The sequence below is a fragment of the Streptomyces sp. BE303 genome (assembly GCF_036290945.1).
In the GTDB taxonomy this organism is placed as follows: Bacteria; Actinomycetota; Actinomycetes; order Streptomycetales; family Streptomycetaceae; genus Kitasatospora.
On sequence record NZ_JAQYWZ010000961.1, the window covers coordinates 18,944 to 45,223 of the forward strand.

Consider the following 26,280-nt stretch of genomic DNA (forward strand, 5'->3'; position numbering starts at 1 on the left):
GTCGCGGTCGCCGCGGCGCTAGGCTCGCCTCCATGGTGCCGTTCCGGCAGTATCTGCTGAAGATCCACAGTCGGTGCAACCTGGCCTGTGACTACTGCTACATGTACGAGGCGGCGGACCAGAGTTGGCGCGACCGGCCGCGGCGGATGGCGATCGGGACGGTCCGGCGGACGGCCCGCCGGATCGCCGAGCACACGGAGCGCCACGGGCTCGACGAGGTCGGCGTGATCCTGCACGGCGGCGAGCCGCTGCTCGTCGGTGCGGACCATCTCGAATCCGTGCTGGCGGAGTTGACGGCCTGCGCGCCGCGCGTCCGGTTCAGCCTGCAGACCAACGGACTGCGGCTGCTCACCGAGCCCGCGCTGTGGGAGGTGTTGCACCGGCACCGTGTCGGCGTCGGCGTCTCGCTGGACGGCGCGCCCGCCGATCACGACCGGCACCGGCGGTTCCGCTCCGGCGCGGGCAGCTGGGAACGCACGGCGGAGGCGGTCCGACTGCTGGGGTCCGCCGAGCACCGGGAGCTGTTCGCCGGACTGCTCTGCGTGGTGGACCTCGCCGCCGACCCCGTGGCCACCTACGAGGCCCTGCTGGAGTTCGCGCCGCCCCGGGTCGACCTGCTGCTGCCGCACGGCACCTGGGAGACCCAGCCGCCCGGACTGCGGCGGACGGCGCCCTCGGCCCCGCCGGGCCCGGCCGGGGACGACGGACCGACGCCGTACGCCCGGTGGCTGATCGCCGCCTTCGACCGCTGGTACGGCGCGCCGCACCGGGAGACCGGCGTACGGCTCTTCGAGGAGCTCGCCGTGCTGCTGCTCGGCGGGCGGGCCGCCAGCGAGGCCGTCGGCCTGGCCCCGGTGGACCTGGTGGTGGTCGAGACGGACGGCGCGATCGAGCAGGCGGACAGCCTCAAGGCCGCGTACGACGGTGCGCCCGGGACGGGCCTGGACGTGTGGCGCCACGACTTCGCGACCGCCGCCGCCCACCCGGCCTTCCGGGCCCGTCAGCGCGGCTTGGCCGGGCTCGGCCCGGTCTGCGCCGCCTGTCCGCTGGCGACGGTCTGCGGCGGCGGCCTCTACGCCCACCGCTACGGCGACGGGCACTTCGGGCGGCCCTCGGTGTACTGCGCGGACCTGGCCCGGCTGATCCACCACATCGCGGGGCGGCTGCGGGAGGACGTGGCAGGGCTGGGCCGTGCGCCGGTATCGGGAGCGGTGTCGGGTGCGGTGGCGGGTGCGACGGGTCGAGGAGGCCGGTGATGGGTGCGACGACGGGCGCGCATGCGGTGGGCGGCTCTGCCGGGGTGGGTGGGCCGGCGCCCGGGGTGCCCGCCGCCAGGGGAGGGGCCGGGCTGCCCCGGCACGGGGTGGACACGGAGACCTTCCGGGCGCTCGCCGCCGCGCGCGGGGGGACCGGCGCCGTCCGGCTGCTGCGGGCCGGGCAGGTGAGCAAGCGGGCGCTGCTGCTGCTCGCCCTGCGGCGGGCGATCCCGGCGGCCGACGGCGGCTTCGCGGCTGCCTACGAGGAACTCGCGGAGCTCCGCGGGAGCGATCGGGAGCGCTGGGAACAGGTCTTGCTGCTACCGGAGTTGGACGCGTGGGCGGCCGACTGCCTGCGCGTCCTGGCGGCCGGCGGGGCCACCGGGGGCGGAGCCCCGCTCGGCGTGCTGGGGGAGTTCGTCCGGGGCGGGCCGGCCGGCGAGCCCGTCCCGTTGGAGTGCGACGGGCTGCGCTGGACCCCGCTGCTCGATCACACCGGCCCGCGCCGGGCCGGCTACGGGCGGCCCGTGACGGGGCCGCTCGGATCCGCCGAACTCGCCTCCTGGGGAGTGATGCTGGCCGGAGCGTGGGAGATCCTGGTGCGCCGCCACCGCACGCACGCCGAGGCGGTGGCCGCCTGCGTCACCACCCTCGTGCCGCTGCTGCCGGCGCCGGACGGGTCGGCGGTCAGCGGCGCCGCCCGGCGCGCGCACGGCGCGGTGGCGGCCTCCCTCCCGGCCGAGCCGGTGCTGCTGGCGCTGGCCCTGGTACACGAGTTCCTGCACGTCCAACTCGGCGCCCTGATGGACCTGGTGCCGCTCCACCGGCCGAACGGGGCCGCCGTCCACCACGCCCCCTGGCGGCAGGACCTGCGGCCGGCGGGCGCTCTGCTCCAGGGCGCCTACGCGCACCTGGGCGTCACGGACTTCTGGCGGGCCGAGCTCGCGGCCGGCGCGCCGGACCGGGACCGGGCCGAGCGCGAGCACGTCCGGTGGCGGGTGCACACCGGGGCCGCCCTGCGCACCCTGGCGGGGAGCGGCGAACTCACGGCCGCCGGCGACGCGTTCGTGGCGGAGATGGCGCGCGTGGTGCGCGTGTTCGAGTGACCGGGTGGGGGCGTGGGGCCGCCCCCGGTCGCGGCGCGGCTCCGGGGCGGCCCGGGCCCCGTCCGTGGCGGCCCCGCGGGCGGGGCGAGAGGTCCCGGGGCGTAGGAATCGGCGGGCGCGCGACCGCTGGACGGGTGAATTTCCGGGGTGCAGGGGCCCGGCACCTGGGTCGACGCCGATTCGTGCGATGCGAGGTACCGCGCCGGGCCTTTCCAGCCACTACATTGATCGAGCAAGTGGAGTACCCACTGTCGGCAGGTTCTAACCGCGCCAGAAGGAACGAATATGACACCGGTAACCAGCACCAGGCCAGGCACCGAAATGACGATCCATCAGGACAAGGTCGAGCGCCTCTCGCTCGCCGATCTGTCCGCACTCGGTGCGGAGGAACTCGCCGCCCGTCTGCGTCGCGCCCTGCCGGGGGCGGACTCCGGACTGGTGCCGGTAGCCGCCTTCAATTCCTCGATCTGACCGACCCGACCCCCTCCGGGCCGGCTGCCCTCCGAGCGAATCCGACCGAATCCGATGCCGCTAACTCCGGTGCCGCTGACGCAATTCGTCGTCAAGGTGCACAGCCGATGCGACCTGGCCTGCGACCACTGCTACGTCTACGAGCACGCTGACACCAGCTGGCGGTCCAGGCCGAAGACCGTCGCCGACGCCGTCCTGGCCAGGGCCGCCGAACGTGTCGGCGAGCACGCGGCCACGCATCGGCTGCCGTCCGTCCGGGTCGTCCTGCACGGGGGGGAACCCCTGCTGGCCGGCCCGGAACGGCTGCGGCGCGCCGCCGAGGAGTTCCGGGCGGCCCTGCCGCCCGGCTGTTCCCTCGACCTGCGGATCCACACCAACGGTGTGCTCCTGAGCCCCGCCTTCTGCGACCTCTTCGCCGAACTGGACGTCAGGGTCGGGATCTCGCTGGACGGCGACCGTGCCGCCAACGACCGCCACCGGCGCTACGCCGACGGCCGCTCCAGCCACCCGCAGGTGCTCCGCGCGGTGGCGCTCCTCCGCCGACCCGAGTACCGGTACCTCTACGCCGGCCTGCTCTGCACCGTCGACGTCGAGAACGACCCGGTCGCGGTCTACCGGGCGCTCGCCGAACTCGAACCCCCGGCCGTCGACTTCCTGCTCCCGCACGCCACCTGGGAGCAGCCGCCGAAGCGCCCCGCCGGACGTGGTCCGGCCCCGTACGCGGACTGGCTGCTCACCGTCTACGACCACTGGGAGGCGGACGGCCGCCCGTTCGCCGTCCGGACCTTCGACTCCGTCCACCGCACCCGGCACGGACTCTCCAGCCTCACCGAGTCGCTCGGTCTGGAACCCTCCGCCCTGGTGGTCCTGGAGACCGACGGCACCTTCGAGCAGGCCGACAGCCTGAAGACCGCGTACGACGGAGCCCCCGCCACCGGGTTGGACGTCTTCACCCACAGCCTCGACGAGGTCGCCCTCCACCCCGGGATGGCCGCCCGGCAGACCGGCCTGGCCGGACTCGGCGCGACCTGCCGGGCCTGTCCGGTGGTCCGTTCCTGCGGGGGTGGTCTGTACGCCCACCGGTACGGCGGCGGCAGCTTCGACCACCCGTCCGTCTACTGCGGGGACCTCATGAACCTGATCAACGGCATCGCCGACCGGTCCGACGGCCCCGGCCGTCCGGGTGGTCCCGACCGTCCTGGCGGTCCCGGCGCCACCGTCCCCGCGGCCCTGCCGGTGCAGGCCGGCGCGCCGGAGGTGCCGGCCGGGCTCACCGGGGCGCAGCTCGACGAGCTGGCCCGCGGCCACGGCGGAGCGGACACCGTCCGCGCCCTGAACCGTTCCCAACTCGCCATCACACGCGCGATGCTGGCCGCCGTGCGGAGCACCTCCGGGCTGGCCCGCTCGGCCGCCTGGGAGCTGCTCGCCGAGCTCGACTCGGCCGCGCCCGCCGCGGTGGACGCGGTGCTCGCCCACCCCTACGCCCGCGCGTGGGCCGCCCGGCGGCTGGGCGGCGACCCGGCCGCCGGGCTCGGGCCGCTGGCCGGGCTGGCCGCCGCCGCCGCGGTCCGGGCCGGGCGCGGGGACGCCGTCGCCGTCCCGCTCCGGGACGGCGCGCTGCACCTGCCCACGCTCGGCCGGCTGGACCTCGGTGCCGGGGCCCGCGAAGCGGTGGTCACCGGCGAGGCGCGGGGGTTCGCCGTCCGCGCCGACGACGGTTCGTCCGCCCGCCCCGGTGAGGGGGACCCGCGCTGGCGGCCGGTCCGCCGGGTCGCGCTGGCCGGTGGTTGGACGCTCGCCCTGGAGGACGTCGACCCGCAGCGGGACAGCCACCAGTGGCCGGTCTCCGACCGGTTGGACGATCCCGAACTCACGGCCTGGAGCTGGGCGTTGCGGGAGGCCGTCGAACTGCTGGACCGCGACCTCCCCGAGTACGCCGTCGGCCTGCGGGCCGGCCTGACCACCGTCACCCCGTTGCGTCCGGGCCCGCCCGGCAGGGACGTCAGTGCCGCCGCCCGGCAGGCCTTCGGCGCGGTCGGGATCGCCCGCCCGGCGACCGCGCCCACCCTCGCGCTCCTGCTGGCGCACGAGTTCCAGCACGTCAAGCTGGGTGCGGTGCTCGACCGGGCGGACCTCTACGACCCGGCCGACACGGGGCTGTACGACGCTCCCTGGCGGCCCGACCCGCGCCCGTTGGAGGGGCTGTTCCAGGGCACCTACGCCCATCTGGCGGTGACGGCGTACTGGGGGACGAGGGTCCGGGCCCACGACGGTCTGCCCGGTTCGGCCGCCGACCACGCCCGGGCCCAGTTCGCGCTGTGGCGCCGGTACACCGCCGAGGCGGTGGAGCGGCTGGCCGGCTCCGGCTCGCTGACCGCCCTCGGCCTGCGCTTCGCCGAGGGCATGGGAGCGACCGTCGGCCCCTGGTCGGCCGTCCCGCTGCCGCGGGCAGCCGAGGAGGCCGCCGACCGGGCCCGCCGGGACCGCTCGCCGACGGTGGCGGGCTGACCGCCCGGTCGGTACCCGGCGGGGCCCGGGGCCCGGCCCGCCGGGTGCCGACGCCCGACGCCCGGCCCGCCCGACGCCCGGCCCGCCCGAGGCCCGGCCCGTCGGACGCCCGGCGCACGCCGGGGCCCGGACGCCGGGCGCCGGTGCCCCGTTCCCAGCCGCGCCCCCGCCCACTACCCTGGCCGCGGATCCCCCGTCCGTGGCCGTCACCCCCGGGACATGCCATGACCACCGAGACCCGCGTCGCCGTCGCCCCCGCGACCGTGACCGCCCCCACGACCGCCCCCGTGACCGCCCCACCCCCGCACGTCGTGACCGCCGGTCGCGCGGCGCCGGCCGACGCGCCGCCGCCGACCCGCGACCGGCTCGCCCGCCGGTTCGCCGCGCTCGGGGTCCGGCCGGGCGGCGTCCTGCTCGTACAGGCCTCGCTGCGGGCCCTCGGCCCGGTCGACGGCGGCGCCGCGACCGTCACCGACGCCCTGCTGGACGCCCTCGGCGGACCGTCGCACGGCACCCTCGTCGCCTACACCGCGACCCCGGAGAACTCCTCGACCTCCCGCCTGCACCTGGCCGCCGTGGCCGGACTCACCGAGGCCGAGGCCGCCGCGCACCGGGCCCGGATGCCGCGCTTCGACCCGGCCACCACGCCCTGCTCGCCGACCGTGGGCGCGCTCTCCGAGGAGATCCGGACCCGGCCGGGCGCCCGCCGCAGCGCCCACCCGCAGACCTCCTTCGCCGCGCTGGGCGCCCGGGCCGAGGAGATCGTCCGCCGTCACGACCTCACCTCCCACCTCGGGCCGGACTCCCCGCTCGGCCGGCTGTACGAGCTGGACGCCCGGGTGCTGATGATGGGTGTCCCGATGTCCCGCTTCACCGCCTTCCACCTGGCCGATCTGCGGATGCCCGGCGTCCGGCTGCGCGAGTACCGCTGTTCCGGCCCCGACGGCTGGGTCACCTTCACCGCGCCCGACCTGGACGACCTCCACTTCGCGGAGCTGGGGGCCGAAGTGCTCTCCCGTGCAGCGGGGCTGACGGAGCGCCGGATCGGCGGCGCGGACTGCCGGCTGGTCCCGGTGCGCGAGGCCGTCGACCTGGCGGTCGAAGCGCTCCGGGAACTCCGCGGCCGGTAGGCGGGGTGGCACCCGCCGGGGATTCCCGGGCAGCCACCGGGCGCGCCACCGGAGGGCACCACCGGGCGCGCCACCGGAAAGGCCACCGACCGCGCCCGGAGCGCCCGGAGCGGACGGCCGGCGAGGCGTCAGGGCGACAGGCGGTGCAGGTCGCGCGGGAAGAGGGTGCTGGACCGGATGTTGTCGGACCGGGTGAGCCGGGCGGTCCACCGTTCGAGGCCGAGGGCGAACCCCCCGTGCGGCGGCATCCCGTGGGCGAAGGCGCTGAGGTAGCCCGCGTACGGCTCCGGGGACTCGCCGCGGGCCGCGAGGGCGGCGAGGTAGTCCTCGTGCCGGTGCAGGCGCTGCCCGCCGGTGACGAGCTCCAGGCCCCGGAACACCAGGTCGAAGCTGTTGGAGTACGCGGGCCGTCCCGGCTCCGGGTGGGTGTAGAACGGGCGCTTGCGCATCGGGTAGCCCACCACGAACAGGAACTCGCTGCCGTGCTCGCGCAGCGCCCACGCGCCGAGCTCGCGCTCGTGGGCGGGGGAGAGGTCCGGCTCGTCGGCGCCCAGCACGCGCATGGCCTCCGCGAAGTGGATCTGAGGGATCTCCGCCGGGACCTCCGGGAGGTCCACCGCCAGTGCGCCGACCGCCCCGGCGGCACGCGAGGCCACGGCGGCGACCATCCCGGCGACGGCCTCGCGGACGACGGCCATCACCTCGCGGTGGTCGGCGATGAAGCCCAGCTCGGCGTCCAGGCTGGTGTACTGGGCCAGGTGGCGGGCGGTGTCGTGCGGTTCGGCCCGGAAGACGGGACCGGTCTCGTAGACCCGTTCGAAGACCCCGACCATGGTCTGTTTGAAGAACTGCGGGGACTGCGCGAGGTAGGCCCGCTCGCCGAACCAGTCCAGGGCGAAGACGTTCGCCCCGGACTCGGTGGCCGAGGCGACCACCTTCGGGGTCTGGATCTCGGTGAAGCCGAGGCCGTCCAGCGTCGACCGGAAGCCGGCCACCGAGGCGGCCGAGATCCGGTGGACGGCGCTGAGCCGCGGGTGCCGCAGGGCCACCGGCGCGTGGTCCAGGACGACCGGCAGCGTGGCCGGCACCGTCGGCCGGAACAGGCTGAACGGCGGGGGTTCGGCGAGGCTGGACAGGACCTCGATCTCCGGCGAGGTGAGTTCGACCCCGGCGGGCGCCTGGGAGTTGACGGTGACCGTCCCCCGAATGCGCAGGACGGTCTCCTCCGGGTAGTCGGCGCCGTTCCCGGCGGTCACGACCTGGGCGAGACCGGAGCGGTCCCGGAGGACGAGGAAGGTGACGGACTTGAGCCCGCGGCGGCGGTGCAGCCAGCCGCTGACTTCGACGGATTCGCCTACGCGGCCGGGTAGTTCCGCAGCCAGGACGCGGGTCGTCGGGTGGATCATCGCAGCCCTCCAGGGGCGTTGCCGTGATCCCTTCGGAGTGCGGGCGAGAAGGGGCAACTCGCGGTGCCACCGCACTTTCGCCGGCACCCCGGAGGGCGCCGGCCTCGTTCTGGCCCGGTGACGGGGGCCGGCCGACGGGGCATTTCCTCCCCGCACTCAGGAGTGTCTTCCCTCCGGGGCGTGAGGCCGCCTTCCCAGCTGCCGGCGGCTCTCTCGGCCCACGGTGACCCGGGGGTACTCGTCTCCGTCCACGTGTTCCGTCGAGGGTAGGTCGGGTCGGCCGCCCCCGGCAACGCGTTTCCCCGGCACGGCGTCTCCCCGGTGCCGACGGCCTCCCGGGCGCCGCGGCGCGCCTCCGGGCAGCGTGGCGCGTCGCCGGGGTCGTCGGGGGTGGGCGGGGTCGTCGGGGGTCGTCGGGGTCGCCGGGGGTGGGCGGGGGTTGTCCGGCGTCACCGGACGCCGGACAAGTGCTCCGGCCGCCCGCGCGTGCGTGCGACCGTGCGCCCCCGGTCGTTTCGGTCATGTCAATCCGGGTGGCCCTTCGTGCTATTCCCATGCCCCCCGGGTCGTTCCTACACTGAAGCCCCGCGATCGGGGACGCGAGGGGTGGCGGTTGCCGGGGGGCCAGGGGGAGGCGCGTGTGAACGACCATGGCTGGGACGAGGACGCGGCCCGGCCGTACTTCTTCCTCAGTTACGCGCACACCCCGAAGGCGGGCGCGCGCGGCGCCGGCGACCCCAACCACTGGGTCCGCCAGCTCTACCGGGACCTCTGCGAGGCGGTGCTCCAGCTCACGGCCGTGCCCGCCGGCGTGCCGGTCGGCTTCATGGACGAGTCCATGCACCAGGGCGAGCTGTGGGCCGAACGGCTCTCCGAGGAGCTGGCCGCCTGCCGGGTGTTCGTGCCGCTCTACTCGCCGCGCTACTTCAACAGCATCCCGTGCGGCCAGGAGTGGCACTCCTTCACCCGCCGCCCGGTCTACCCGGCGACCATCGACGCCGAGCGGACCAGCGGCATCGTCCCGGTCCTCTGGGCGCCGATGAGCCGCTACAAGCTGCCCAAGGTGGCCGGCGAACTCCAGTTCAACCACGCCAGCTTCGGCCCCGACTACGCCACCGAGGGCCTGTACGCCCTGATGAAGCTCAGCTACTTCCGTTCCGCGTACGAGCTGGCCGTGCACCGGCTGGCCGCGCGGATCGTCGAGGTGGCGGAGGAGACCGTCATCCCGGTCGGGCGACCGCTCGACTTCAACGCCCAGCCAAGCGCCTTCGACGTCGCCGCGCCGACCAAACGCCTGCGGATCTCCGTCCTCTCGTACCACCGGAGCGAGGTGCCGGCCGACCGCAACCCGGACTACTACGGCACCCGCCGCACCGACTGGCACCCCTACCGGCCGGTCGCCAACCGCCCGCTCGCCGAGCACGCGGTGCGCCTGGCCCGGCAGCTGGGGTTCCAGCCGACCGTGCACGAGTTCGACGAGGAGGCCGAGGCGCTGCTCGGGGGCGGCGAGCCCACCGCCCCCGGACTGCTGCTGCTCGACCGCTGGGCCCTCTGCGACGAGCAGCGCCGCGAGCTGGTCCGGCGGTTCGACCGGTCGGACTCGGCCTGGGTGAGCGTGCTGGAACCCTGGAACGCGGACGATCCCGACTGCGTCGAACACCACCGCGACATGGCCGACCTCGCGGACCAGGTCCTGCGGTTGACCCACCGGGCGGCGCGCCCCAGCTTCCTCGGCGTGCTCGGCGGTACCCCCGGACTGGCCAGCCTGGAGGAGTTCGACGACGCGCTGCCCAGAGCCGCGATGAAGGCCAAGTACGCCTTCGAGGGCCGGACGAGGACCGAACCGGACGAGCCGCCGACCCCCCGCCCGAGCCTGCGCGGCGCGTTCCGGCCGCAGGGCGGACGGGCCGGCCCGGACCGGTACGGCGGGGACCCCTTCGGACCGGACGAGCCCTTCGGTGACGACGACCACCCAGCACGCCAGAGAGGCGACCGCCCGGACGACGGGACGCCCGGGGGAGGAACCACATGAGCGAGGACCGCACCAGGAACCTCCGCATCGGAGGGCTCACCGCCGAGGCGCTCGCCGCCCAGCGCGAGGCGGAGCGCGACCGGCACGGCCGGATCATCACGTTCTACTCGTACAAGGGCGGCACCGGCCGCACCATGGCGCTCGCCAACACCGCCTGGATCCTGGCCGCCAACGGCTTCCGCGTGCTCACCGTGGACTGGGACCTGGAGGCGCCGGGCCTGGCCAAGTTCTTCCACCCCTTCCTCGACCAGGCCGCCCTCGCCGGCACCACCGGGATGATGGACCTGATCGCCGAGTACCGGGAGGAGGCGCTGCGCCCCGTCGAGCACGCCGAGGGCTGGCACCTGGACTTCGCCCGGGTGCACCCGCACGCGCTCTCGCTCTCCTGGCCGCTCTTCCCGCCCGGCGGCAGCCTGGACTTCCTCTCCGCCGGCCAGTTCAACCGGGACTACTCCGAGGCCGTCACCCACCTCGACTGGGACATCTTCTACGACCGTTTCGACGGCGGGCAGTTCTTCGACGCCCTGCGCGCCGACATGAGCAAGCACTACGACTACGTGCTGATCGACTCCCGGACCGGCCTCTCCGACATCGCCGAGATCTGCACCGTCCAGATGCCCGACGACCTGGTCGTCTGCTTCACCCTCAGCGACCAGTCCATCGACGGCGCCTCGCGGATCGCCCAGCACATCCACGACCGCTACCGCGAGCGCGGCATCCGCATCCTGCCGGTGCCGATGCGGATCGACGAGGGCGAGAAGGAGAAGGCCGACGCCGGCCGGGCGCTCGCCCGGATCCGCTTCGACGGCCTCCCCGCCGGCCTCGACGGCGACGAACTCGCCCACTACTGGGGCTCGGTGGAGATCCCGTACCGGCCGTTCTACGCCTACGAGGAGATCCTCGCCACCTTCGGCGACCAGGGCGGCGCCCAGACCTCCATGCTGGCCGCCTGTGAGCGGCTCACCTCGGCGATCACCGAGAGCCGGGTCCGCTCGCTGCCGGCCGTCGACGAGGAGATCCGCCTCCGGTACGTGGACGCCTTCACCCGGCGCCGCCCGTCCGTCCCGGCCGACCTCTACCTCTCGTACGTCCCCGAGGACCGGATGTGGGCGGACTGGATCGAGTCGGTGCTCACCCGGGCCGGCTTCCGGGTGCTGCCCCGCGACCTCAGCGCCGGCGCCGAACCGCGCCAGGACACCGAGCGCGGCATCGACGCCGCCCACCGGACGGTCGCCGTCCTCTCGCCCGCCTACCTGCGCTCGCCGCAGGCCCGCGCGCTCTGGGAGTCGGTGGTCAGCTCCGACCCGTCCGGCACCCGCCGTCAGCTGGTCCCGGTCCGGGTCGGCGACGTCCGGCTCACCGCGCCGTTCTCCAACCGCAACCCCGTCGACCTCGTCGGGCGCGACGAGGCGCAGTCCGTACAGACCCTGCTCCGCGCGCTCGGCCGCGGCGACGTCGCCCTCGCCGAGGCCCCGGCCGGCGGCCCCCGGTTCCCCGGCAGCAAGCCCCAGGTCTGGGACGTCCCGCCCCGCAACCCCTCCTTCACCGGGCGCTCCGCCGTCCTGGAGCAGCTCCGCAACCAGCTGCGCGGCGGCATGGCGGCCGTCCTGCCCACCCCGCAGACCCTCTACGGGCTCGGCGGCGTCGGAAAGACCCAGGTCGCCCTGGAGTACGCACACCGCTTCATGTCCGACTACGACCTGGTCTGGTGGATCGACGCCGAACAGACCGAACTCGTCGCCCCCGCCCTCGCCGACCTCGCCCGCCGACTCGGCCTGCGCGTCGGCGACTCCGTCACCGAAGCCGCCGAAGCCGCCCGCGAGGCGCTGCGCCGCGGGGTGCCCACCTCGCGCTGGCTGCTGATCTTCGACAACGCCGACGAACCCACCGAGATCCGCCGCTTCTTCCCCGGCGGCTCCGGCCACATCCTGGTCACCTCCCGCAACCAGGCCTGGTCCGGCCACGCCGAGGCCCTGGAAGTGGACGTCTTCACCCGCGGCGAGAGCGTCGAACACCTCTGCCGCCGCGCCCGCGGCCTCTCCCGCCCCGACGCCGACCGCGTCGCCGAGGCGGTCGGCGACCTGCCGCTCGCGGTCGAGGTCGCCGCCGCCTGGCTCGACACCACCGGCACCCCGGTCGACACCTACGTCGCCCAGCTCCAGGCCGAAGCGGCCCGCGCCCTCGCCGGCACCCGCCCCGCCGACTACCCCACCCCCGTCGGCGCCACCTGGAACGTCTCCATCGCCCGGCTCCGCGAGCAGTCCCCGGCCGCCGTCCGGCTGCTCCAGCTCTGCGCGTTCTTCGCGCCCGAGCCGATCTCCATGAACCTCTTCTACAGCGACCAGATGATCCGTGCGCTCGTCCAGTACGACGCGGACCTGAGCGACAAGTTCATGCTCGGCAAGGTGATCCAGGCGATCGGCCGGTACGCGCTCGCCAAGGTCGACGCCGGCACCAATAGCTTCCAGGTGCACCGCCTCGTCCAGGCCGTCATCCGTGCCGAGATGACCGACGACGAGCAGGAGGTCGCCGTCCACGAGGTGCACCGCATCCTCACCGGCGCCCGGCCCTCCCTCGGCGACACCGACGACCCGGCCAACTGGCCCGCGTTCGACGAGATCTGGCCCCACCTGTCGCCCTCCAAGGCCCACAACTGCGACGAGGCCGACACCCGCCAGCTCCTCATCGACCGCGTCCGCTACCTGTGGAAGCGCGGCGAGCTCGACCGCGCCCGCGACCTCGGCCACGCCCTCGACGACGAGTGGACCCGCAAGCTCGGCGAGAACGACCGCCAGACCCTGCTGCTCCGCTTCCAGCTCGCCAACGTCCTGCGCTCGCAGGGCAACTACGCCGAGGCCCTGGCCCTGGACGAATCGACCCTGGAGCGTCAGCGGGCCCTGCTCGGCGAGCACCACCCCTACACCCTGATGACGGCGGGCTCCCTCGGCGCCGACCGCCGGGCCCTCGGCCGGTTCCAGGCCGCCCTCGACCTCGACCGCGAAATCCTGGACCAGTTCCGCGAGTTGTTCGGTGACGACAACCCGCGCACGCTCTCCATGGCGAACAACCTCGCCATCGACTACCGCCTCGTCGGGGACAGCGAAGCCGCCCGCGAACTCGACCAGGAGACCCTCGACCGGCGCACCGCGGTGCTCGGGCCGCGCCACCCGTACACCCTCTCCACCAAGTCCAACCTCGCCCGCGACCTGCGGGAACTCGGCGACTACCAGGGCTCGGTGGAACTCCTCCAGGAAGTCACCAACGACCTCGGCGGCGTCCTCGACCCGGACCTCCCGGAGAACCTGCGCAACGCCAAGTCCCTGGCCGTCTCCCTGCGCCGGATCGGACAGCTGGCCGAGGCCCGCCGGATCACCAAGGAGACCTACGAGCGCTACCTGGAGCGGTACGGCGCCGACGCCCCGGACGCGCTGGCCTGCGCGCTCAACCTGGCCGCCGACCACAGCGCGTCCGGCGACAAGGAGACCGCCCGCGACCTGTGCGCCACCGTCTACGAGGGCCACCGCCGACTGTTCGGCGACGAGCACCCGTTCTCCCTGGCCTGCGCGAACAACCTCGGCATCTACCTGCGCGGCAGCGGCGACGTGCCCGGGGCGATCGCCCGCGGCCTGGCCACCGTGGACGGCCTCACCCGCTCGGTGGGGCCGGACCACCCGTACACCCTGATCGCGATGATCAACCTGGCCAACGCCCACGGCGACGACGGCCGGACCGACCTCGCCGAGGAGCTCGGCCGCGCCGCGTACGAGGGCCTCTGCCGCCGCTACTCGGCGCGCCACCCCGACGCGGTGGCCTGCGAGGCCAACCTGGCCGTCACCCTGCGGGTGGCCGGCCGGCACACCCCGGCCGCCGAACACCGGGCCCGGGCGATCGCCGAGCTGATCCGCCAGTTCGGCGAGGAGCACCCCAACACCGTCGCGGCCCGGGGCTGGAAGCGGATCAACCGCGACCTCGAACCGCAGCCGGTGTGACCGGCCCGGGCGGTGTGCGGGTCGGCCGCACACCGCAGGGGCGCACACCGCCGGGGCCGGCCCTCGCGGAGGCCGGTCGCCGGCGTCGGCCGTCCGCGGTGCGCTCCGGCCCGCCGCGTATGCTTCGGGCCTGATGAACGAGCAGCCTCCGGTCCTGGTCACCCGCCGTCTCGCCCCCGGCGTCGTCGAACGGCTCACCGCGCACCACGCGGCCACCGTGCACGACTCCGAACTGCCGCTGCCGCGCGCCGAACTGCTGGCCGCCGTCCGCGGCCGGACGGCCGTGATCACCACCCTCGACGACGTGGTCGACGCCGAACTCCTCGACGCGGCCGGCCCCGGCCTCCGGGTGGTGGCCAACCACGCGGTCGGCCACCACAACATCGACCTCGCCGCCTGCGCCGACCGCGGGGTCCTGGTGACCAACACCCCCGGCGTGCTCACCGCCGCCACCGCCGACATGGCGTGGGCGCTGCTGCTGTCCGCCACCCGCCGGCTCGGCGAGGGCGAGCGCCTGCTGCGCTCCGGCCGGCCGTGGGCCTGGGCCCCCACCTTCATGCTCGGCCTGGAACTCGCCGGCACCCCGCTGGGCATCCTCGGCATGGGCCGGATCGGCCGGGCGGTGGCCCGCCGGGCCCGCGCGTTCGACATGCCCGTCAGCTACCACAACCGCCACCCGCTGCCGCCCGAGCAGGCCGAGGGCGCCGACTGGCTGCCGCTGGACGACCTGCTCGCCGCCTCCACCGTGCTGGTGGTCACCTGCCCGCTCGGCGACGCCACCCGGCACCTGCTGGACGCCCGCAGGCTCGCCCTGCTGCCGCCCGGCGCGGTGGTGGTGTCGATGACCGCCGGAGTCGTCGACGAGGAGGCGCTCGCCGCCGCCCTGGAGTCCGGCGCGCTGTTCGCCGCCGCCGTCGACAACTTCGAGAACGAGCCGGCCGTCCCCGCCGCGCTGCTCGCCCAGGACCGGGCCGTGCTCGCGCCGCACCTCGGCAGCGCCACCGTCCGCACCCGGCAGGCCATGGGCGGCCTCGCGGTCGACAACGTCCTCGCCGTCCTGGCCGGCGACCCCCCGGTGACGCCGGTCGCGCCGGTCACCCCCCGGTGACGCCGGTCACCCGCCGGGAGCCCGGCCCGCCGCCCAGTTGAGAGCCGTGGCCATCACCCGGAACGCGCCGAAGTGGGCGGCACCGGGTTCCAGGAACAGCTCGGAGCCGGGGATGTGGTCGGCCAGCCAGCGGGAGTGGTCGACGGGGGAGAACTGGTCGTCGGCGCCGTGCCAGAGCCAGGTCGGCACCCCGATGTCCCCGACCTGGAAGCCCCAGCCGGCGGTGAAGGCCAGCACGTCGTCGATCCAGCCGTCGGCGCCGTGCCGGAACGCCTCCCGGTAGTTGCTCTGCAGCATCCGCCGCAACCCGGTGTCGGCCACCACCTCCCGGTCGGTGGCCGGCAGTTCGGGCCGCAGTCCCTTGAGCAGGCTGACCGGGTCGGCCCGGATCTGCTGCGAGCGGAAGAGCATGCCGGCGGCGATCCGGTCGTGCCCGCGCTCGGCCTCCCGGTACGCCCGGACGTTGGACGGCGTCATCCCGCCGTACCAGTCCAGACCGGCGGCGTCGCGGGGGGCCAGGCCGACCAGGACGGCGGCCCGGGTGACCCGCTCCGGCAGCAGCGCCGCGCAGGCCAGCGCGTGCGGACCGCCGCCGGAACGGCCGAGCACCGCGAAGGCGTCGATACCGAGATCGTCGGCGATGGTCCGGACGTCCACGGCCGCGGCGGCCACCCGGCGGCCGGGCAGCCGGGTGGAGTCGCCGTACCCGGGCCGGTCGAAGGAGACCAGCCGGACGCCGAGCCGGTACAGCACGGTGCTGCGCGGGTGCGGGCCGACCCGGCTGCCGGGCATGCCGTGCAGCAGGAAGACCGGGCGACCGCGCGGGTCGCCGTGGGTCTCGACCGCGAGTGCGCGGCCGTCCGCCGCCTTGACCATCCGTAGCGCCACGCACGACCTCCTCGGCTCTCGGGGTCCGGCCGGTCGGCCGGCGGCCCCGGTCGGCGGGCCGGCCCGGATTCAGGTGGGTTGATCCCCGGGCGGCCCCGGCGGGTCGATCCGGGCGTCGGGCCCGGTCGACCGCCCGTTCAGTGGTCCCGGTCGGTCGTGCCGCGGACCTCGCGGCGGGCCTGCCAGGTGGTGTGCTCGCGGGAGACGGCGTCCTCGGCGTCCCGGGCGAGCCGGGCCCAGAGCTCCTCGGCGTCGGCCGAACCCACGTCCAGCCGGGCGAGCTGGTTGCTGATCAGCTCCAGCTCGTGGGCGGCCAGGCCGTACGCGGCGGCCAGCGGCCGGTACTGGCGCAGCTGCGCCCAGGCGGCGACCGAGGCGGCGACGGCGGAGACGGTACCGAGCGCGTCGTAGGAGAACTCGCCCATCGCCCGCAGCGCCGCCAGCACCAGGCCGAGCAGCGGCAGCACCACACCGAGCACACCGGCCCAGAACCCGGCCCGGGCGCAGTACCGCGCCTTGGACCGGTACCAGTCGTGCTGGACCCGTATCCGCTCGCGCAGGTAGACGTCCCGGCGGACCGCCAGCGGCTGGTCCCGCAGCCCGCGCATCGCCTCGGTGATCTGGGTGTCGGCGGGCCGGGTGCCCAGGCCGGGGCCGACCGCGCGGCTGTCCCGGAAGGCGTTCAGCACCCGGCCCAGCTGGAAGCCGTAGAGGCCCTCGGCGTCCGGCAGGCTGCGCGGCGGCGGCTGGAAGGCGTCGGCCCGGACGGCGAACTTCCAGGCGAGGGTCTTCACCGACTCGGCGGCGGCCCGGCCCTCGTACCAGAGGCCCTGCGGGTTCTGCCGGCTGATCACCACGGCCAGGCAGATCGCCCCGAGGTAGGCCGCGGCCGCGAGCCAGGCCCAGAGGCCGCCGTCGGCGGAGCCGGCCGCGGCGGCGGCGACCAGCAGCACCAGTTCCCAGGCGGAGAGCCGGACGGCCCGCCGCTGCCCCTGCCGGGAGGCCGAGTCGGCGGCCCAGAACAGTTCGGGCAGCAGCTCGCGCTCCTGCACCCGGGCCAGCGGCCCCCCACCCGACGCCATGCTCGGCCCCCACCAGTCGCTCCGGTCGCACGCTGTCCTGCCCCGGCGGCCGGGCCGGTACGCCTGCGCGGGCCCCGGCCCGTCCGCTTTGGCCGGGAAACCGCCGGAGTTTGTCCCGTATATCGGTGCTCCCGCGACCGCGCCGGCGCCCGGGAGCCGCATCTCCCGGGCCCGCGCCGGGCCCGCGCGCCGGCCGGGCCCGCGCCCCCGGGCCCCGCGAGCGCCGGAGCCCCGACTCAGTAGGTGTAGAAGATCCGGTCCGTGTTGTCGGCCATCTGCTTGGCGTTCCACTCGGTCCCGCCGGGCACGTTGCCGGAGCGGAAGAGCGGCGGGGCGGCGCCGTCGCCGGCCGCCGCGGCGTCGGCCAGCCGGCCCACCGCCGAGGCGACCACGGCCTGCATCAGCGCGCTGGTGACGATGGTGGAGACCGGCCCGAAGGTGGCCTCGGCGCCCGGGTGGGTCAGCTCGCCGTCGCCCACCGCGATCTTGTTGTCCAGGACGACGTCGCAGTGGTCCTTCAGGTAGGTGCCCGACGGGTGCGCCGAGGGGACCTCGCCGGGGTAGGCGAGCGAGGTGAGCCCGATCACCCGCAGGCCCCGGCCGCGGGCGTGCTGCGCCAGCTCGACCGGCATCACCTGGCGGCCGGAGAGCGAGATCACGAAGAGCAGGTCGCCGGCGGTGGCGGGGGTCAGGTCCAGGGTGGTGGTGGCCAGTCCGGAGACCCGCTCCAGCGCGCTGGAGAGCGGTGCGGGCATCACCGTCACCCCGGCCATCCCGGGGACCTCCAGGAGGTTGATGGGAACCAGCCCGCCGGCCCGGTAGACCACGTCCTGGGCCGCCAGCGAGGAGTGGCCGGCGCCGAAGGTGAAGATTCTGCGTCCTTCGGAGATCGCCGCGGCCAGCAGGGCGGCAGCCGCCTCGATGGTGTCCGCCTCCTCCGTCCGGACCCGCTGGAGGTGGGCGATCGCGGCGTCGAAGTACCGGCCGACCAGCTCGCTCATCTGCTGCCTTCGCTCTCTGCCGGTGGGGGAGCCGGCCGGGTGGGGCGGCTCCGGAGGTCCGGGCCGCCGATGGAGAAAGCTACGGCGAGCACCGTGCTGCCTCACCGGGGCCGCTGTCAACAGCCACGAAACCCACGCCCGGGACCCTTGCGCGGGCCCGGTCGTCGGCCCGGTAGGTCAGAATTGGCGATGAGGACACCGAGGAACGGAGCCAGCGGCGATGTCTGGGCTGATCGACACCACTGAGATGTACCTTCGCACCATCCTGGAACTGGAGGAGGAGGGCATCACCCCGATGCGCGCCCGGATCGCCGAGCGCCTGGAGCAGAGCGGCCCCACCGTGAGCCAGACGGTCGGCCGGATGGAGCGCGACGGACTGCTCCAGGTCGCGGGCGACCGCCACCTCGAACTCACCGAGGAGGGACGACGGCTCGCGGTGCGGGTGATGCGCAAGCACCGCATCGCCGAGTGCCTGCTGGTCGACGTGATCGGACTGGAGTGGGAGCAGGTGCACGAGGAGGCCTGCCGTTGGGAGCACGTGATGAGCGAGACGGTCGAGCGCAAGGTGCTCGCCATGCTCGGCCACCCCACCCAGTCCCCGTACGGCAACCCGATCCCGGGTCTGGAGGAGCTGGGCGACGCCAAGGCCGAGGGCGAGGGCTTCGACGCCGGGCTCGTCCCGCTCGACTCGGTGAAGCCCGGGGACGACGGCGCCAGCGTGATCGTCCGCCGGATCGGCGAGCCGATCCAGATGGACGGCGACCTCATGCGCACGCTGCGCCGGGCCGGGGTCCGGCCGGGCTCCACGGTGCGGGTCACCGCCGGGGTCGGCGGGGTGCTCGTGGGCTCCGGGGAGAACGCCGCGGAGCTGGGCAAGGAGATCGCCGCGCACGTGTTCGTCGCGCAGCCCTGACGGGGCGCCCCGACGGGGCGTGAGTCAGCCCGGGCCCTGTCGGCCCCGTCCCCGTTGGTCCGGGACGGCCGACAGGGCCCGGTGCTTTCCCCGAGCACCGGGCCCTGCTGGTCCCTCCCTCACCTGCCCTCCGTGCCACCGGCCTCCCCGAACCCGGCCGGTGACACGGCCCCCGCCTCCCTCCCGTCCCCTCCGTCCCTCCCGCTCCGCCTCGCCCGGCTTCCCCGTCCGAGCGCCCCGTCCTGCGGCCCCTCACAGGTGGATTCCTCCCCTCGGTCGATCATGGCAATCCTTGAGCGTTGTCACTCGTACGAGGGGCTTTCGCCTGTGACCAGCGGGTACACCGAAGCCTTATCCGGACATGCGTATGACGGGCCCCGTCTCCGGTGGGAGACAAGGCCCGTCACTCGCGCGCGGGGTCTCGCGCATCGCGCGCCCTCACCCGATAGGCGTAGGGCGGCCGTTCGGGGGCGACCGGCGGGCGGCTCGGCCGGGCGGCTCAGCGCACCGCCGCCGGCTGGGCCGAGCGGTCCGGGAGCGAGGGCGCCTCGCGGCCGCACGCGTACGCCAGCGGACTGATCAGCTCGGCGGCGTCCGGCAGCCAGCGGTTCAGGGCGGAGGGCGAGCGGGCCCACTGGGCGAACCCGGTCGGGCCGACCCGGGACGGCGGGGCGACCGTCCAGTCCCCCTCGCCGCGGGCCACCAGGTCCAGCCGGCCGGTCGGCCAGCCGAGCTTGCGGAGCATCTCCGGAAGCTTGGCCGCCACGCCCGGCAGGACCAGGAAGTGCAGCCGCCGACCGTACCGCCCCGACGAGGCCGGGGCGACGACCACCGGGCCGAGCTGGAGGCCCATCCGCTCCATCCGGGCCAGCGCCAGGCAGCCCGCCACCTCCGGCACGTCCAGCACGTCGAAGGACCGGCCGGTGGGCAGCAGGATCGACGCCTCCGGCCGCTCCGTCCACCAGCGCCGCACCGCGCCCGGCCCGGCGCTCGCCTTGCGCGCCCAGTCCGAGTCGATCGGGTGGGCGCCGGGCAGCGGGCAGCGCGGGTCCGCGCAGGAGCAGCGGGCCGGGCCGTCACCGTCGATCAGCCAGGCGCCCGGCGCGACCTCCCAGTGACGGTTCTCGGCGTAGCCGACGGCTTCGATGAGCAGCGGGGGCAGTCCGGCGTTGCCGCCCTGGTCGGGGGAGTCGGGGGTGTCTTCCACGGGCTGCTCAACTACCGTGCGTGAGGCTGGTTACGGTCCGGTGCGGGACGTTCCGCCGGGCGGGGGCAATTCACCCGAACCGGTGAGGCGAACCGTGTGGAAGAGCGCCGGGGGGAGGCGAGGTGGGCGCAGTGGGGGCGCACGGGAGCATATTCCCGGGCGCGTGGGGGGTGGGGATCGTCACCGTGGGTATCCCGCTGGCGTTGCTGATCGCTAACCTGATGTCAGATTCCTTTGACGGTCGGACAGTCGGCAACAGAGATCAGCAGAAAGCGTCGCCCGCCGGCCGGACCGGAGGGTGTGGGGAGGCGAAGCCAATGGCCGCGAGACCACTTGTCGCACGACAGCCCAACGAGCGTCTGCAGCAGCTGATCCAGGAGGCCAGCTGCTCCAACGCCGGTCTGGCACGGAGAGTCAACCTCTGCGGTGCCGAACACGGCCTGGACCTGCGCTACGACAAGACCTCCGTCGCGCGCTGGCTCCGCGGCCAGCAGCCGCGGGGGCAGGCACCGGCGGTGATCGCCGAGGCGCTCGGCCGCAAGCTGGGGCGGAGCGTGTCGGTCGAGGAGATCGGCATGGCCGACGGCAAGAACCTCAGCTCCGGGATCGGGTTGCAGTTCGCGCCGACGCTGGGTGCCGCACTGGAGCAGGTCTGCGAGCTGTGGCGCAGCGACGTCGGCCGCCGGGACTTCCTGACCGGGGCGACGGTGGCGGCCTCCGCCCTGGTCGAGCCCAGCCGGGACTGGCTGATCACCCCGCCCGACCCGGTGGTGGCGCGGACCGGCGGCACGCGGGTCGGCCCGACCGACGTCGCGGCCATCAAGGCGACCACCGCGATGCTGGTCGACCTGGACCACAGGTTCGGCAGCGGCCACGTCCGCCCGGTGGTGGTGCACTACCTCAACAGCGTGGTCTCCGGCCTGCTCGGCGGTGCCTACCGCGAGGAGACCGGACGCCAACTCTTCGCCGCGGTAGCGCGGTTGACGGAGCTGGCGGGCTACATGGCGGTGGACACCGGCCAGCCCGGCCTGGCCCAGCGCTACTACATCCAGGCGCTGCGGCTGGCGCAGGCCGCCGACGACCGCGGCTACGGCGGGTACGTGCTGGCGGCCTCGATGAGCCACCTGGCGGCGACCCTCGGCAACCCGCGGGAGATCGCCCAGCTCGCCCGCGCCGCCCAGGAGGGCGCCCGTTCGGTGGCCACTCCGACGGCGATGGCGATGTTCCTCGCGGCGGAGGCGCGCGGGCACGCCCTGCTCGGCGACGCCCGGGCCTGCGAGGCGGTGGCCGCCAAGGCGCTGGAGATGATGGAGAAGCGCCGCCCGGAGGACGACCCGGACTGGATCGTCCACTTCGACGACGCCTACCTCGCGGACGAGCTGGCCCACTGCCACCGCGACCTCGAACAGGCCGGCCAGGCCGAGCACTACGCCCGCCGGGCGCTCGACCTGCACCCGCCGACCCGGGTCCGGCGCCGCGCGGTGGACCTGGTCCTGCTGGCGACGGCGCAGCTGCAGCAGCGGGACGTCGAACGGGCCTGCGAGACCGGGGCCCAGGCGGTCCGGCTGCTGAGCGGGCTGCGGTCCAACCGGGGCGTGGAGTACCTGGACGAGTTCCGGCGCAGGCTGGAGCCGTTCCGGGAGCAGCGGGTGGTCCGCGAGTTCCAGGCCCGGGCCGAGGCGGAGGCCGCCTGAGCGGAAGGTCGGCGGGGCGCGTGCAGGGTCGGTGAGGGACGGACCGCCCACGTGGTCGGCCGGTTCGTCGAACCGGTAGCGTGGGCGCGACGTCCAAGGAACTGTGATGCTCCCAAGAACCGACGAGATGTGGTCCGCCGTCAGCGCGCGGTCCTGCACAGGTGAGGAATCGCGTTGAGCCAGCGCCGCTCGTACCCCAACTCGGGTGACTTCAACCTGGACGACCTGTTCCGCCCGGAGCCCGGCCAGCAGCAGGGGCAGCAACAGGGCCAGCCGGGGCAGCCGCAGGGCCAACCCCCGGTGCCCCCGGGCCAGCTCGCCGGCCCCCCGCAGGGCCACCCGCAGCCGGGCCGGCCCTCCGGGCAGCCCGAGTACCTCGGCGACAGCGCGTTGCCGACCCAGGCCATCCCCGCGCAGTCGGGCACCTGGGGCGGTGCGCCGCAGCCCGGTTACCCCGGCACGCCGCCGCCCGATCCGGCCCCGGCGACGCAGTACCTGCCGCCGTACCCGACCGGCGGCCCGCCGGCGCCGGGCGGCTACCCGGCCGCCGGGCCCGGCTACGCCCCGCCGGCGCAGGCGTACCCGCACCAGCCCGAGCCGGGCTACCAGGGCTACCCGCCGGCCGCGCAGGACTACCCGGGGCAGGAGTACCGGGAGCACCCGACCCAGGAGACCTCGGGGGGCCCGGGCGGCGGCCGTGGCGGGCGTTCGTCCACCAAGCTGATCGTCGGCGCGGTGGTGGCCGGTTGCCTGGCGGCGGCCGTCCTGGTCGCCGTGCTGATGGACAAGGACGAGCCGACCGGCCAGGAGCCGAAGGCCACCCCCGTGGCCACCGGCGGCGCCGCCGCCGGCAGCGCGGGCCCCACCCCGACCGCCGGTCCGTCGACGGCCACCGTCAGCCCCGAGGTCAAGGCCCAGGCGCAGGCGCTCTCCGACCTGCTGGGCACCGCCAACGACAGCCGCCAGGCGGTGGTGAGCGCGGTCGGTTCGGTGCAGAAGTGCGAGAAGCTGCCCGAGTCGCAGCAGGCGCTGACGGCCGCCGCCGGCCAGCGGCGGGAGCTGCAGACCAAGCTCGCCGCGCTGAAGACGGACAAGCTGCCCGGTGGTCAGCAGCTGGTCGAGCAGCTCAACGCGGCCTGGCAGGCCTCGGCGGGTGCCGACGACGAGTACGCGGCCTGGGCCGGGGACGCGCAGGGCGGCTGCGAGCCCAGGAAGACCGACAACCAGCACTACAAGAACGCCGTGCAGGCCAGTGGCACCGCCACCACCGCCAAGAAGCAGGCGGCCGGGCTCTGGAACACCGTCGCCGGTCAGACCGGCCTGCCGACCCGCACCGACGGCGACCTCTGAGCCGTCCGCGGCCGGACCGCCCGCCCCCGTCGGCCCGCCCCGCGGCGCCCGGGCACGCCGGAGGGCCCGGACCGGGCGGTCCGGGCCCTCCGGGACGGGCGTGGGTCAGGCCGGCGGCTTGCCCCCGGTGAGGACCCAGCGCACGTCCACGAAGCCGGGCCGCTGCAGGGTCATCTGGCCGCCCTTGACCACCTGGTAGGTGACCCAGGTGTTCACCAGCCGGGGGGACTCGGTGCTGGGCAGCATGTTGGTGGTGCCCCAGTTCAGCGGCGGGGTGAGCCCGACGTCGATCTGCTCGCCGCTGTCCAGCAGCGCGGAGACGGCCTTGCTGCCGATCGGCCGGCCGGCCGCGTTCAGCCGCTCGGCGATCTGCCTGAACACCTGGTAGGCGACCCAGGTGGTCTGCACCCCGGGGTCGGCGGCGTCGATGGTCCGGCCGTTGGCGGTGTCGGCCTGGATCACGGCGCGCAGGCCGTCCCAGACCTTGGCCGACTCCGGCGGGTACCAGCCGGTCACGAAGGCGCCGGACAGCGGGCCGGAGTCGCCGCCGGTGGAGTTGACCACCGACTGCTGCACGCTCCCGATCACCGAGGCGATCCGGGTGTTCTTCGGACCGACCCGGCGGTAGGCGTCGAGCAGGTTGCCGGTCGGCTCGGCGCCCAGCGCGCTGGTGACGCAGTTGCCCGGCTGGTCGGTGCCGATCGCCTTGCGAACGGTCGGGCTGTAGTCGTTGGACTTCTCCGGCGCCTTGACGTCCAGCAGCTTGATCCCGGCCGGCTTGAGCGCGTTGCCCAGGTACCCGAGCAGGTTGTCACCGGCCGGGGTGTCCGGACGGATCAGGGCGACCGCCTTGCAGCCGGCCTCCACCAGCTGGCGGCCGCTGCCGCCGATCAGGGCCGGCATGCCGCCGCCCACCGGGTAGGAGAGCGGGCTGCTGAACTCCGGCTGGGAGAGCCCGTAGCCGCCGATCAGCGGGATGCCGGCCCGCTCCAGGGCGGGCATGAAGTCGTCGCCGTACTGGCTGTAGGAGCCGATCACCGCGACCGCCTTGGCGTCCACCGCCTGCTGCGCGCAGGCCTTGGCCCCGTCGGAGCTGTTGTGCTCGTTGCAGGTGATCACACGGAGCCGGCGGCCGTGGAGGCCGCCCTTGAGGTTGATGTCCCGGCCGATCGCCTCGGCCAGGGCGGTCATCCCGGGGCGGTCGGCCGCGCCGGTGTCGGCCGGGGCCCACGTCATCACGGTGAGTTCGCCGCTGCCGGTGGCGGCGTCGGCCGGTCCGCCGCACGCGGAGGCCGAGAAGAGGGTTGGGAGCAGCGCCGCGGTGGTGGCGGCGGCAGCGATCGGGCGCCGGCGGCGCCGTCCCGCGTTCGGGTGCATGTCCTGGGACGAGCCTCGTCGGCCGGTCATCGGTCTTCCCTCCCTGGGCGCCGTACTGCGCACGGGGACCAGCCAAGCCTTGACGCCGCAAGCCGAGAGGGCCGAAAAGCGAACGGACGGGAAACGACAGCAGAACTCGGGGCACGGACGCGTGTAGAGCGGGAGTGGAGTACGAACGGTGGGGGAACGTACGATCGTCGTTCATGTCCGCCAGCACAGATTCTTCGTATCGGTCTGCCCGAAACCCTTCTCGTCCGGGCCACCGCTCCAGCACGATGGGCGGCATGTCGCTCAACGACCTGCCCTGGTGGCGCTGGCGGGCCCGCCTCCGCTCGGCGCTCCACATGCTTTCCGACCCCGGGTTCCAGCAGGACACCTGGCTGACCGGCCGGGAGGGGTACGGCGACGTGACCGACGCCGTCTACCGGCTGGTCGAGGACACCTGGCTGGACCGCTGGTCGGCCGAGAAGTACGTCGGAACGATCTTCCGGGACTCCGCCGAGGCCGCGCTGGTCGACGTGGCGGTGCTGCGGGTGGTGCAGATCCTGCACCAGGTCGGTGCGGACGCCCCGACCTCCGCGTACCTGGCGCACCAGGACTGGCCGGAGGCGGTCCGGGCGGCCCGCGAGGCGCACGTCAGGCTCGCGGCCGGCGACGGCGACGACCCGGACGCCCCGCCGCGTTCGCTGGACGTGCTGCGGATCCTGACCCAGGTCTGAGGCCCGTCCGGGGAGCGGTCCGCGCCCCGTCGGGCCGGGTCCGGGGCCCGTCGCGCAGGCCCGTCTTGGAGTGCGGGCAGCCGGACCGGGCCCGTCCCGGAGTGTGAAACGCTGGACCATTCACACTCGCACGAGCTCAGGACGGGACACCACCACCGTGGAACAGCAGCCGGCCAGCGCCCAGTACGTCCTCACGCTGTCCTGCCCCGACAAGCAGGGCATCGTCCACGCGGTCTCCAGTTACCTCTTCATGACCGGGTGCAACATCATCGACAGCCAGCAGTTCGGTGACGGGGACAGCGGTCTGTTCTTCATGCGGGTGCACTTCTCCGCCGTCGAGCCGGTGACGGCCGACAAGCTCCGGGCCAGTTTCGCCGCGATCGGGGCCTCGTTCGGGATGGACTGGCAGATCCACCCGAGCGAGGACCGGCTCCGGATCGTCCTGATGGTCAGCAAGTTCGGGCACTGCCTCAACGACCTGCTGTTCCGCACCCGGATCGGCGCGCTGCCGGTGGAGATCGCCGCGGTGGTCTCCAACCACACCGACTTCCAGGACCTGACCGAGGGCTACGGCATCCCGTTCCACCACATCCCGGTCACCCGGGACACCAAGGACGACGCCGAGCAGCAGCTGCTGGACCTGGTCGCCAAGGAGAACGTCGAACTGGTCGTGCTCGCCCGCTACATGCAGGTGCTCTCGGACCGCCTCTGCACGGAGCTCTCCGGCAAGGTGATCAACATCCACCACTCCTTCCTGCCGAGCTTCAAGGGCGCCAAGCCGTACCACCAGGCGCACGCCCGGGGCGTGAAGCTGATCGGCGCCACGGCGCACTACGTGACCGCCGACCTCGACGAGGGCCCGATCATCGAGCAGGAGGTGGCCCGGGTGACCCACGACGTCACCCCGGACCAGCTGGTCGCGCTCGGCCGGGACGTCGAGTGCCAGGCGCTGGCCCGAGCGGTGAAGTGGCACAGCGAGCGCCGGGTGCTGCTGAACGGGACGCGCACCGTCGTCTTCACCTGATCCTCCGGGGTACCGGCCC

The 26,280-nt window shown here is 74.7% G+C and carries 19 protein-coding genes; 13 read left to right on the plus strand and 6 right to left on the minus strand.

Features of this window, described 5'->3' with window-relative positions; all coding sequences use genetic code 11:
* The first annotated feature begins 32 nt into the window (after positions 1-32).
* From PUR56_RS42490 to PUR56_RS42510, 5 genes are all read left to right on the plus strand, one after another.
* On the plus strand, positions 33-1,256 hold the full coding sequence (locus tag PUR56_RS42490; protein ID WP_329952945.1) for an FxsB family cyclophane-forming radical SAM/SPASM peptide maturase: 1,224 nt from the start codon (positions 33-35) through the stop codon (positions 1,254-1,256).
* Positions 1,256-2,362, plus strand: coding sequence for an aKG-HExxH-type peptide beta-hydroxylase (locus tag PUR56_RS42495; protein ID WP_329952946.1), 1,107 nt, complete (start codon positions 1,256-1,258; stop codon positions 2,360-2,362). The genes PUR56_RS42490 and PUR56_RS42495 overlap by 1 nt, the downstream gene beginning before the upstream one ends.
* A gap of 321 nt (positions 2,363-2,683) precedes the next feature.
* A complete protein-coding gene (gene fxsA, locus PUR56_RS42500; RefSeq protein WP_329952947.1) occupies positions 2,684-2,833 on the plus strand; it encodes an FxSxx-COOH cyclophane-containing RiPP peptide in 150 nt (49 codons plus the stop codon).
* Positions 2,834-2,887: 54 nt separating this feature from the next.
* Entirely contained in the window at positions 2,888-5,341 is a 2,454-nt protein-coding gene (locus PUR56_RS42505; RefSeq protein WP_329952948.1) for an FxsB family cyclophane-forming radical SAM/SPASM peptide maturase, read from the plus strand.
* A gap of 224 nt (positions 5,342-5,565) precedes the next feature.
* The gene (locus PUR56_RS42510; RefSeq protein ID WP_329952949.1) at positions 5,566-6,471 is read left to right on the plus strand and encodes an aminoglycoside N(3)-acetyltransferase; all 906 of its coding nucleotides are present in this window, start codon (positions 5,566-5,568) and stop codon (positions 6,469-6,471) included.
* A 128-nt stretch (positions 6,472-6,599) separates the two neighbouring features.
* Here the strand turns inward: PUR56_RS42510 and aspS are convergent, their stop codons facing one another.
* Positions 6,600-7,877: an aspartate--tRNA(Asn) ligase gene (gene aspS, locus PUR56_RS42515; protein WP_329952950.1), complete on the minus strand. Its 1,278-nt coding sequence runs from the start codon at positions 7,875-7,877 to the stop codon at positions 6,600-6,602.
* 640 nt (positions 7,878-8,517) lie between these two features.
* Here aspS and PUR56_RS42520 point away from each other — a divergent pair.
* The 3 genes from PUR56_RS42520 (at position 8,518) to PUR56_RS42530 (ending at position 15,006) form a co-directional block, all read left to right on the plus strand.
* The gene (locus tag PUR56_RS42520) at positions 8,518-9,909 is read left to right on the plus strand and encodes a TIR-like protein FxsC (RefSeq protein ID WP_329952951.1); all 1,392 of its coding nucleotides are present in this window, start codon (positions 8,518-8,520) and stop codon (positions 9,907-9,909) included.
* Entirely contained in the window at positions 9,906-13,898 is a 3,993-nt protein-coding gene (fxsT, locus tag PUR56_RS42525; RefSeq protein ID WP_380357513.1) for an FxSxx-COOH system tetratricopeptide repeat protein, read from the plus strand. The genes PUR56_RS42520 and fxsT overlap by 4 nt, the downstream gene beginning before the upstream one ends.
* A 133-nt stretch (positions 13,899-14,031) precedes the next feature.
* Positions 14,032-15,006 carry a 2-hydroxyacid dehydrogenase gene (locus tag PUR56_RS42530; protein ID WP_329952952.1) on the plus strand — a complete coding sequence of 325 codons (975 nt, stop codon included), beginning with the start codon at positions 14,032-14,034 and terminating at the stop codon, positions 15,004-15,006.
* A 6-nt stretch (positions 15,007-15,012) separates the two neighbouring features.
* Here the strand turns inward: PUR56_RS42530 and PUR56_RS42535 are convergent, their stop codons facing one another.
* From PUR56_RS42535 to PUR56_RS42545, 3 genes are all read right to left on the minus strand, one after another.
* A complete protein-coding gene (locus PUR56_RS42535; RefSeq protein ID WP_329953014.1) occupies positions 15,013-15,882 on the minus strand; it encodes an alpha/beta fold hydrolase in 870 nt (289 codons plus the stop codon).
* Between the two features lie 149 nt (positions 15,883-16,031).
* Positions 16,032-16,976, minus strand: a complete 945-nt coding sequence (locus PUR56_RS42540) for a DUF4231 domain-containing protein (RefSeq protein WP_329952953.1) — start codon at positions 16,974-16,976, stop codon at positions 16,032-16,034.
* A gap of 236 nt (positions 16,977-17,212) precedes the next feature.
* Positions 17,213-17,977 carry an SIS domain-containing protein gene (locus PUR56_RS42545; protein WP_329952954.1) on the minus strand — a complete coding sequence of 255 codons (765 nt, stop codon included), beginning with the start codon at positions 17,975-17,977 and terminating at the stop codon, positions 17,213-17,215.
* 220 nt (positions 17,978-18,197) lie between these two features.
* On the opposite strand from PUR56_RS42545, the gene PUR56_RS42550 reads away from it, so the two are divergent.
* Positions 18,198-18,890 carry a metal-dependent transcriptional regulator gene (locus PUR56_RS42550; protein WP_329883267.1) on the plus strand — a complete coding sequence of 231 codons (693 nt, stop codon included), beginning with the start codon at positions 18,198-18,200 and terminating at the stop codon, positions 18,888-18,890.
* 499 nt (positions 18,891-19,389) lie between these two features.
* On the opposite strand, the gene PUR56_RS42555 is transcribed toward PUR56_RS42550, so the two are convergent.
* A complete protein-coding gene (locus tag PUR56_RS42555; protein WP_329883268.1) occupies positions 19,390-20,097 on the minus strand; it encodes a bifunctional DNA primase/polymerase in 708 nt (235 codons plus the stop codon).
* Between the two features lie 317 nt (positions 20,098-20,414).
* Here PUR56_RS42555 and PUR56_RS42560 point away from each other — a divergent pair, with 317 nt between their 5' ends.
* The gene (locus PUR56_RS42560) at positions 20,415-21,791 is read left to right on the plus strand and encodes a transcriptional regulator (RefSeq protein ID WP_329952955.1); all 1,377 of its coding nucleotides are present in this window, start codon (positions 20,415-20,417) and stop codon (positions 21,789-21,791) included.
* A 174-nt stretch (positions 21,792-21,965) separates the two neighbouring features.
* Complete coding sequence (locus tag PUR56_RS42565) at positions 21,966-23,141, plus strand: hypothetical protein (protein ID WP_329952956.1); 1,176 nt, start codon at positions 21,966-21,968, stop codon at positions 23,139-23,141.
* 105 nt (positions 23,142-23,246) lie between these two features.
* On the opposite strand, the gene PUR56_RS42570 is transcribed toward PUR56_RS42565, so the two are convergent.
* Positions 23,247-24,548, minus strand: coding sequence for an ABC transporter substrate-binding protein (locus PUR56_RS42570; RefSeq protein WP_329952957.1), 1,302 nt, complete (start codon positions 24,546-24,548; stop codon positions 23,247-23,249).
* 173 nt (positions 24,549-24,721) lie between these two features.
* On the opposite strand from PUR56_RS42570, the gene PUR56_RS42575 reads away from it, so the two are divergent.
* Positions 24,722-25,237: an SCO4402 family protein gene (locus PUR56_RS42575; protein ID WP_329883271.1), complete on the plus strand. Its 516-nt coding sequence runs from the start codon at positions 24,722-24,724 to the stop codon at positions 25,235-25,237.
* A 157-nt stretch (positions 25,238-25,394) separates the two neighbouring features.
* Positions 25,395-26,261: a formyltetrahydrofolate deformylase gene (gene purU / locus PUR56_RS42580; protein ID WP_329883272.1), complete on the plus strand. Its 867-nt coding sequence runs from the start codon at positions 25,395-25,397 to the stop codon at positions 26,259-26,261.
* Positions 26,262-26,280: the final 19 nt, after the last annotated feature.

Excerpts from the sequence above, each read along its gene's own strand:
- PUR56_RS42490 (WP_329952945.1), top strand. The coding sequence starts at position 33 with ATGGTGCCGTTCCGGCAGTATCTGCTGAAGATCCACAGTCGGTGCAAC.
- PUR56_RS42495 (WP_329952946.1), top strand. The coding sequence starts at position 1,256 with ATGGGTGCGACGACGGGCGCGCATGCGGTGGGCGGCTCTGCCGGGGTG.
- fxsA (WP_329952947.1), top strand. The coding sequence starts at position 2,684 with ATGACGATCCATCAGGACAAGGTCGAGCGCCTCTCGCTCGCCGATCTG.
- PUR56_RS42505 (WP_329952948.1), top strand. The coding sequence starts at position 2,888 with ATGCCGCTAACTCCGGTGCCGCTGACGCAATTCGTCGTCAAGGTGCAC.
- PUR56_RS42510 (WP_329952949.1), top strand. The coding sequence starts at position 5,566 with ATGACCACCGAGACCCGCGTCGCCGTCGCCCCCGCGACCGTGACCGCC.
- aspS (WP_329952950.1), bottom strand. The coding sequence starts at position 7,877 with ATGATCCACCCGACGACCCGCGTCCTGGCTGCGGAACTACCCGGCCGC.
- fxsT (WP_380357513.1), top strand. The coding sequence starts at position 9,906 with ATGAGCGAGGACCGCACCAGGAACCTCCGCATCGGAGGGCTCACCGCC.
- PUR56_RS42530 (WP_329952952.1), top strand. The coding sequence starts at position 14,032 with ATGAACGAGCAGCCTCCGGTCCTGGTCACCCGCCGTCTCGCCCCCGGC.
- PUR56_RS42535 (WP_329953014.1), bottom strand. The coding sequence starts at position 15,882 with ATGGTCAAGGCGGCGGACGGCCGCGCACTCGCGGTCGAGACCCACGGC.
- PUR56_RS42540 (WP_329952953.1), bottom strand. The coding sequence starts at position 16,976 with ATGGCGTCGGGTGGGGGGCCGCTGGCCCGGGTGCAGGAGCGCGAGCTG.
- PUR56_RS42545 (WP_329952954.1), bottom strand. The coding sequence starts at position 17,977 with ATGAGCGAGCTGGTCGGCCGGTACTTCGACGCCGCGATCGCCCACCTC.
- PUR56_RS42550 (WP_329883267.1), top strand. The coding sequence starts at position 18,198 with ATGTCTGGGCTGATCGACACCACTGAGATGTACCTTCGCACCATCCTG.
- PUR56_RS42560 (WP_329952955.1), top strand. The coding sequence starts at position 20,415 with ATGGCCGCGAGACCACTTGTCGCACGACAGCCCAACGAGCGTCTGCAG.
- PUR56_RS42570 (WP_329952957.1), bottom strand. The coding sequence starts at position 24,548 with ATGACCGGCCGACGAGGCTCGTCCCAGGACATGCACCCGAACGCGGGA.
- PUR56_RS42575 (WP_329883271.1), top strand. The coding sequence starts at position 24,722 with ATGTCCGCCAGCACAGATTCTTCGTATCGGTCTGCCCGAAACCCTTCT.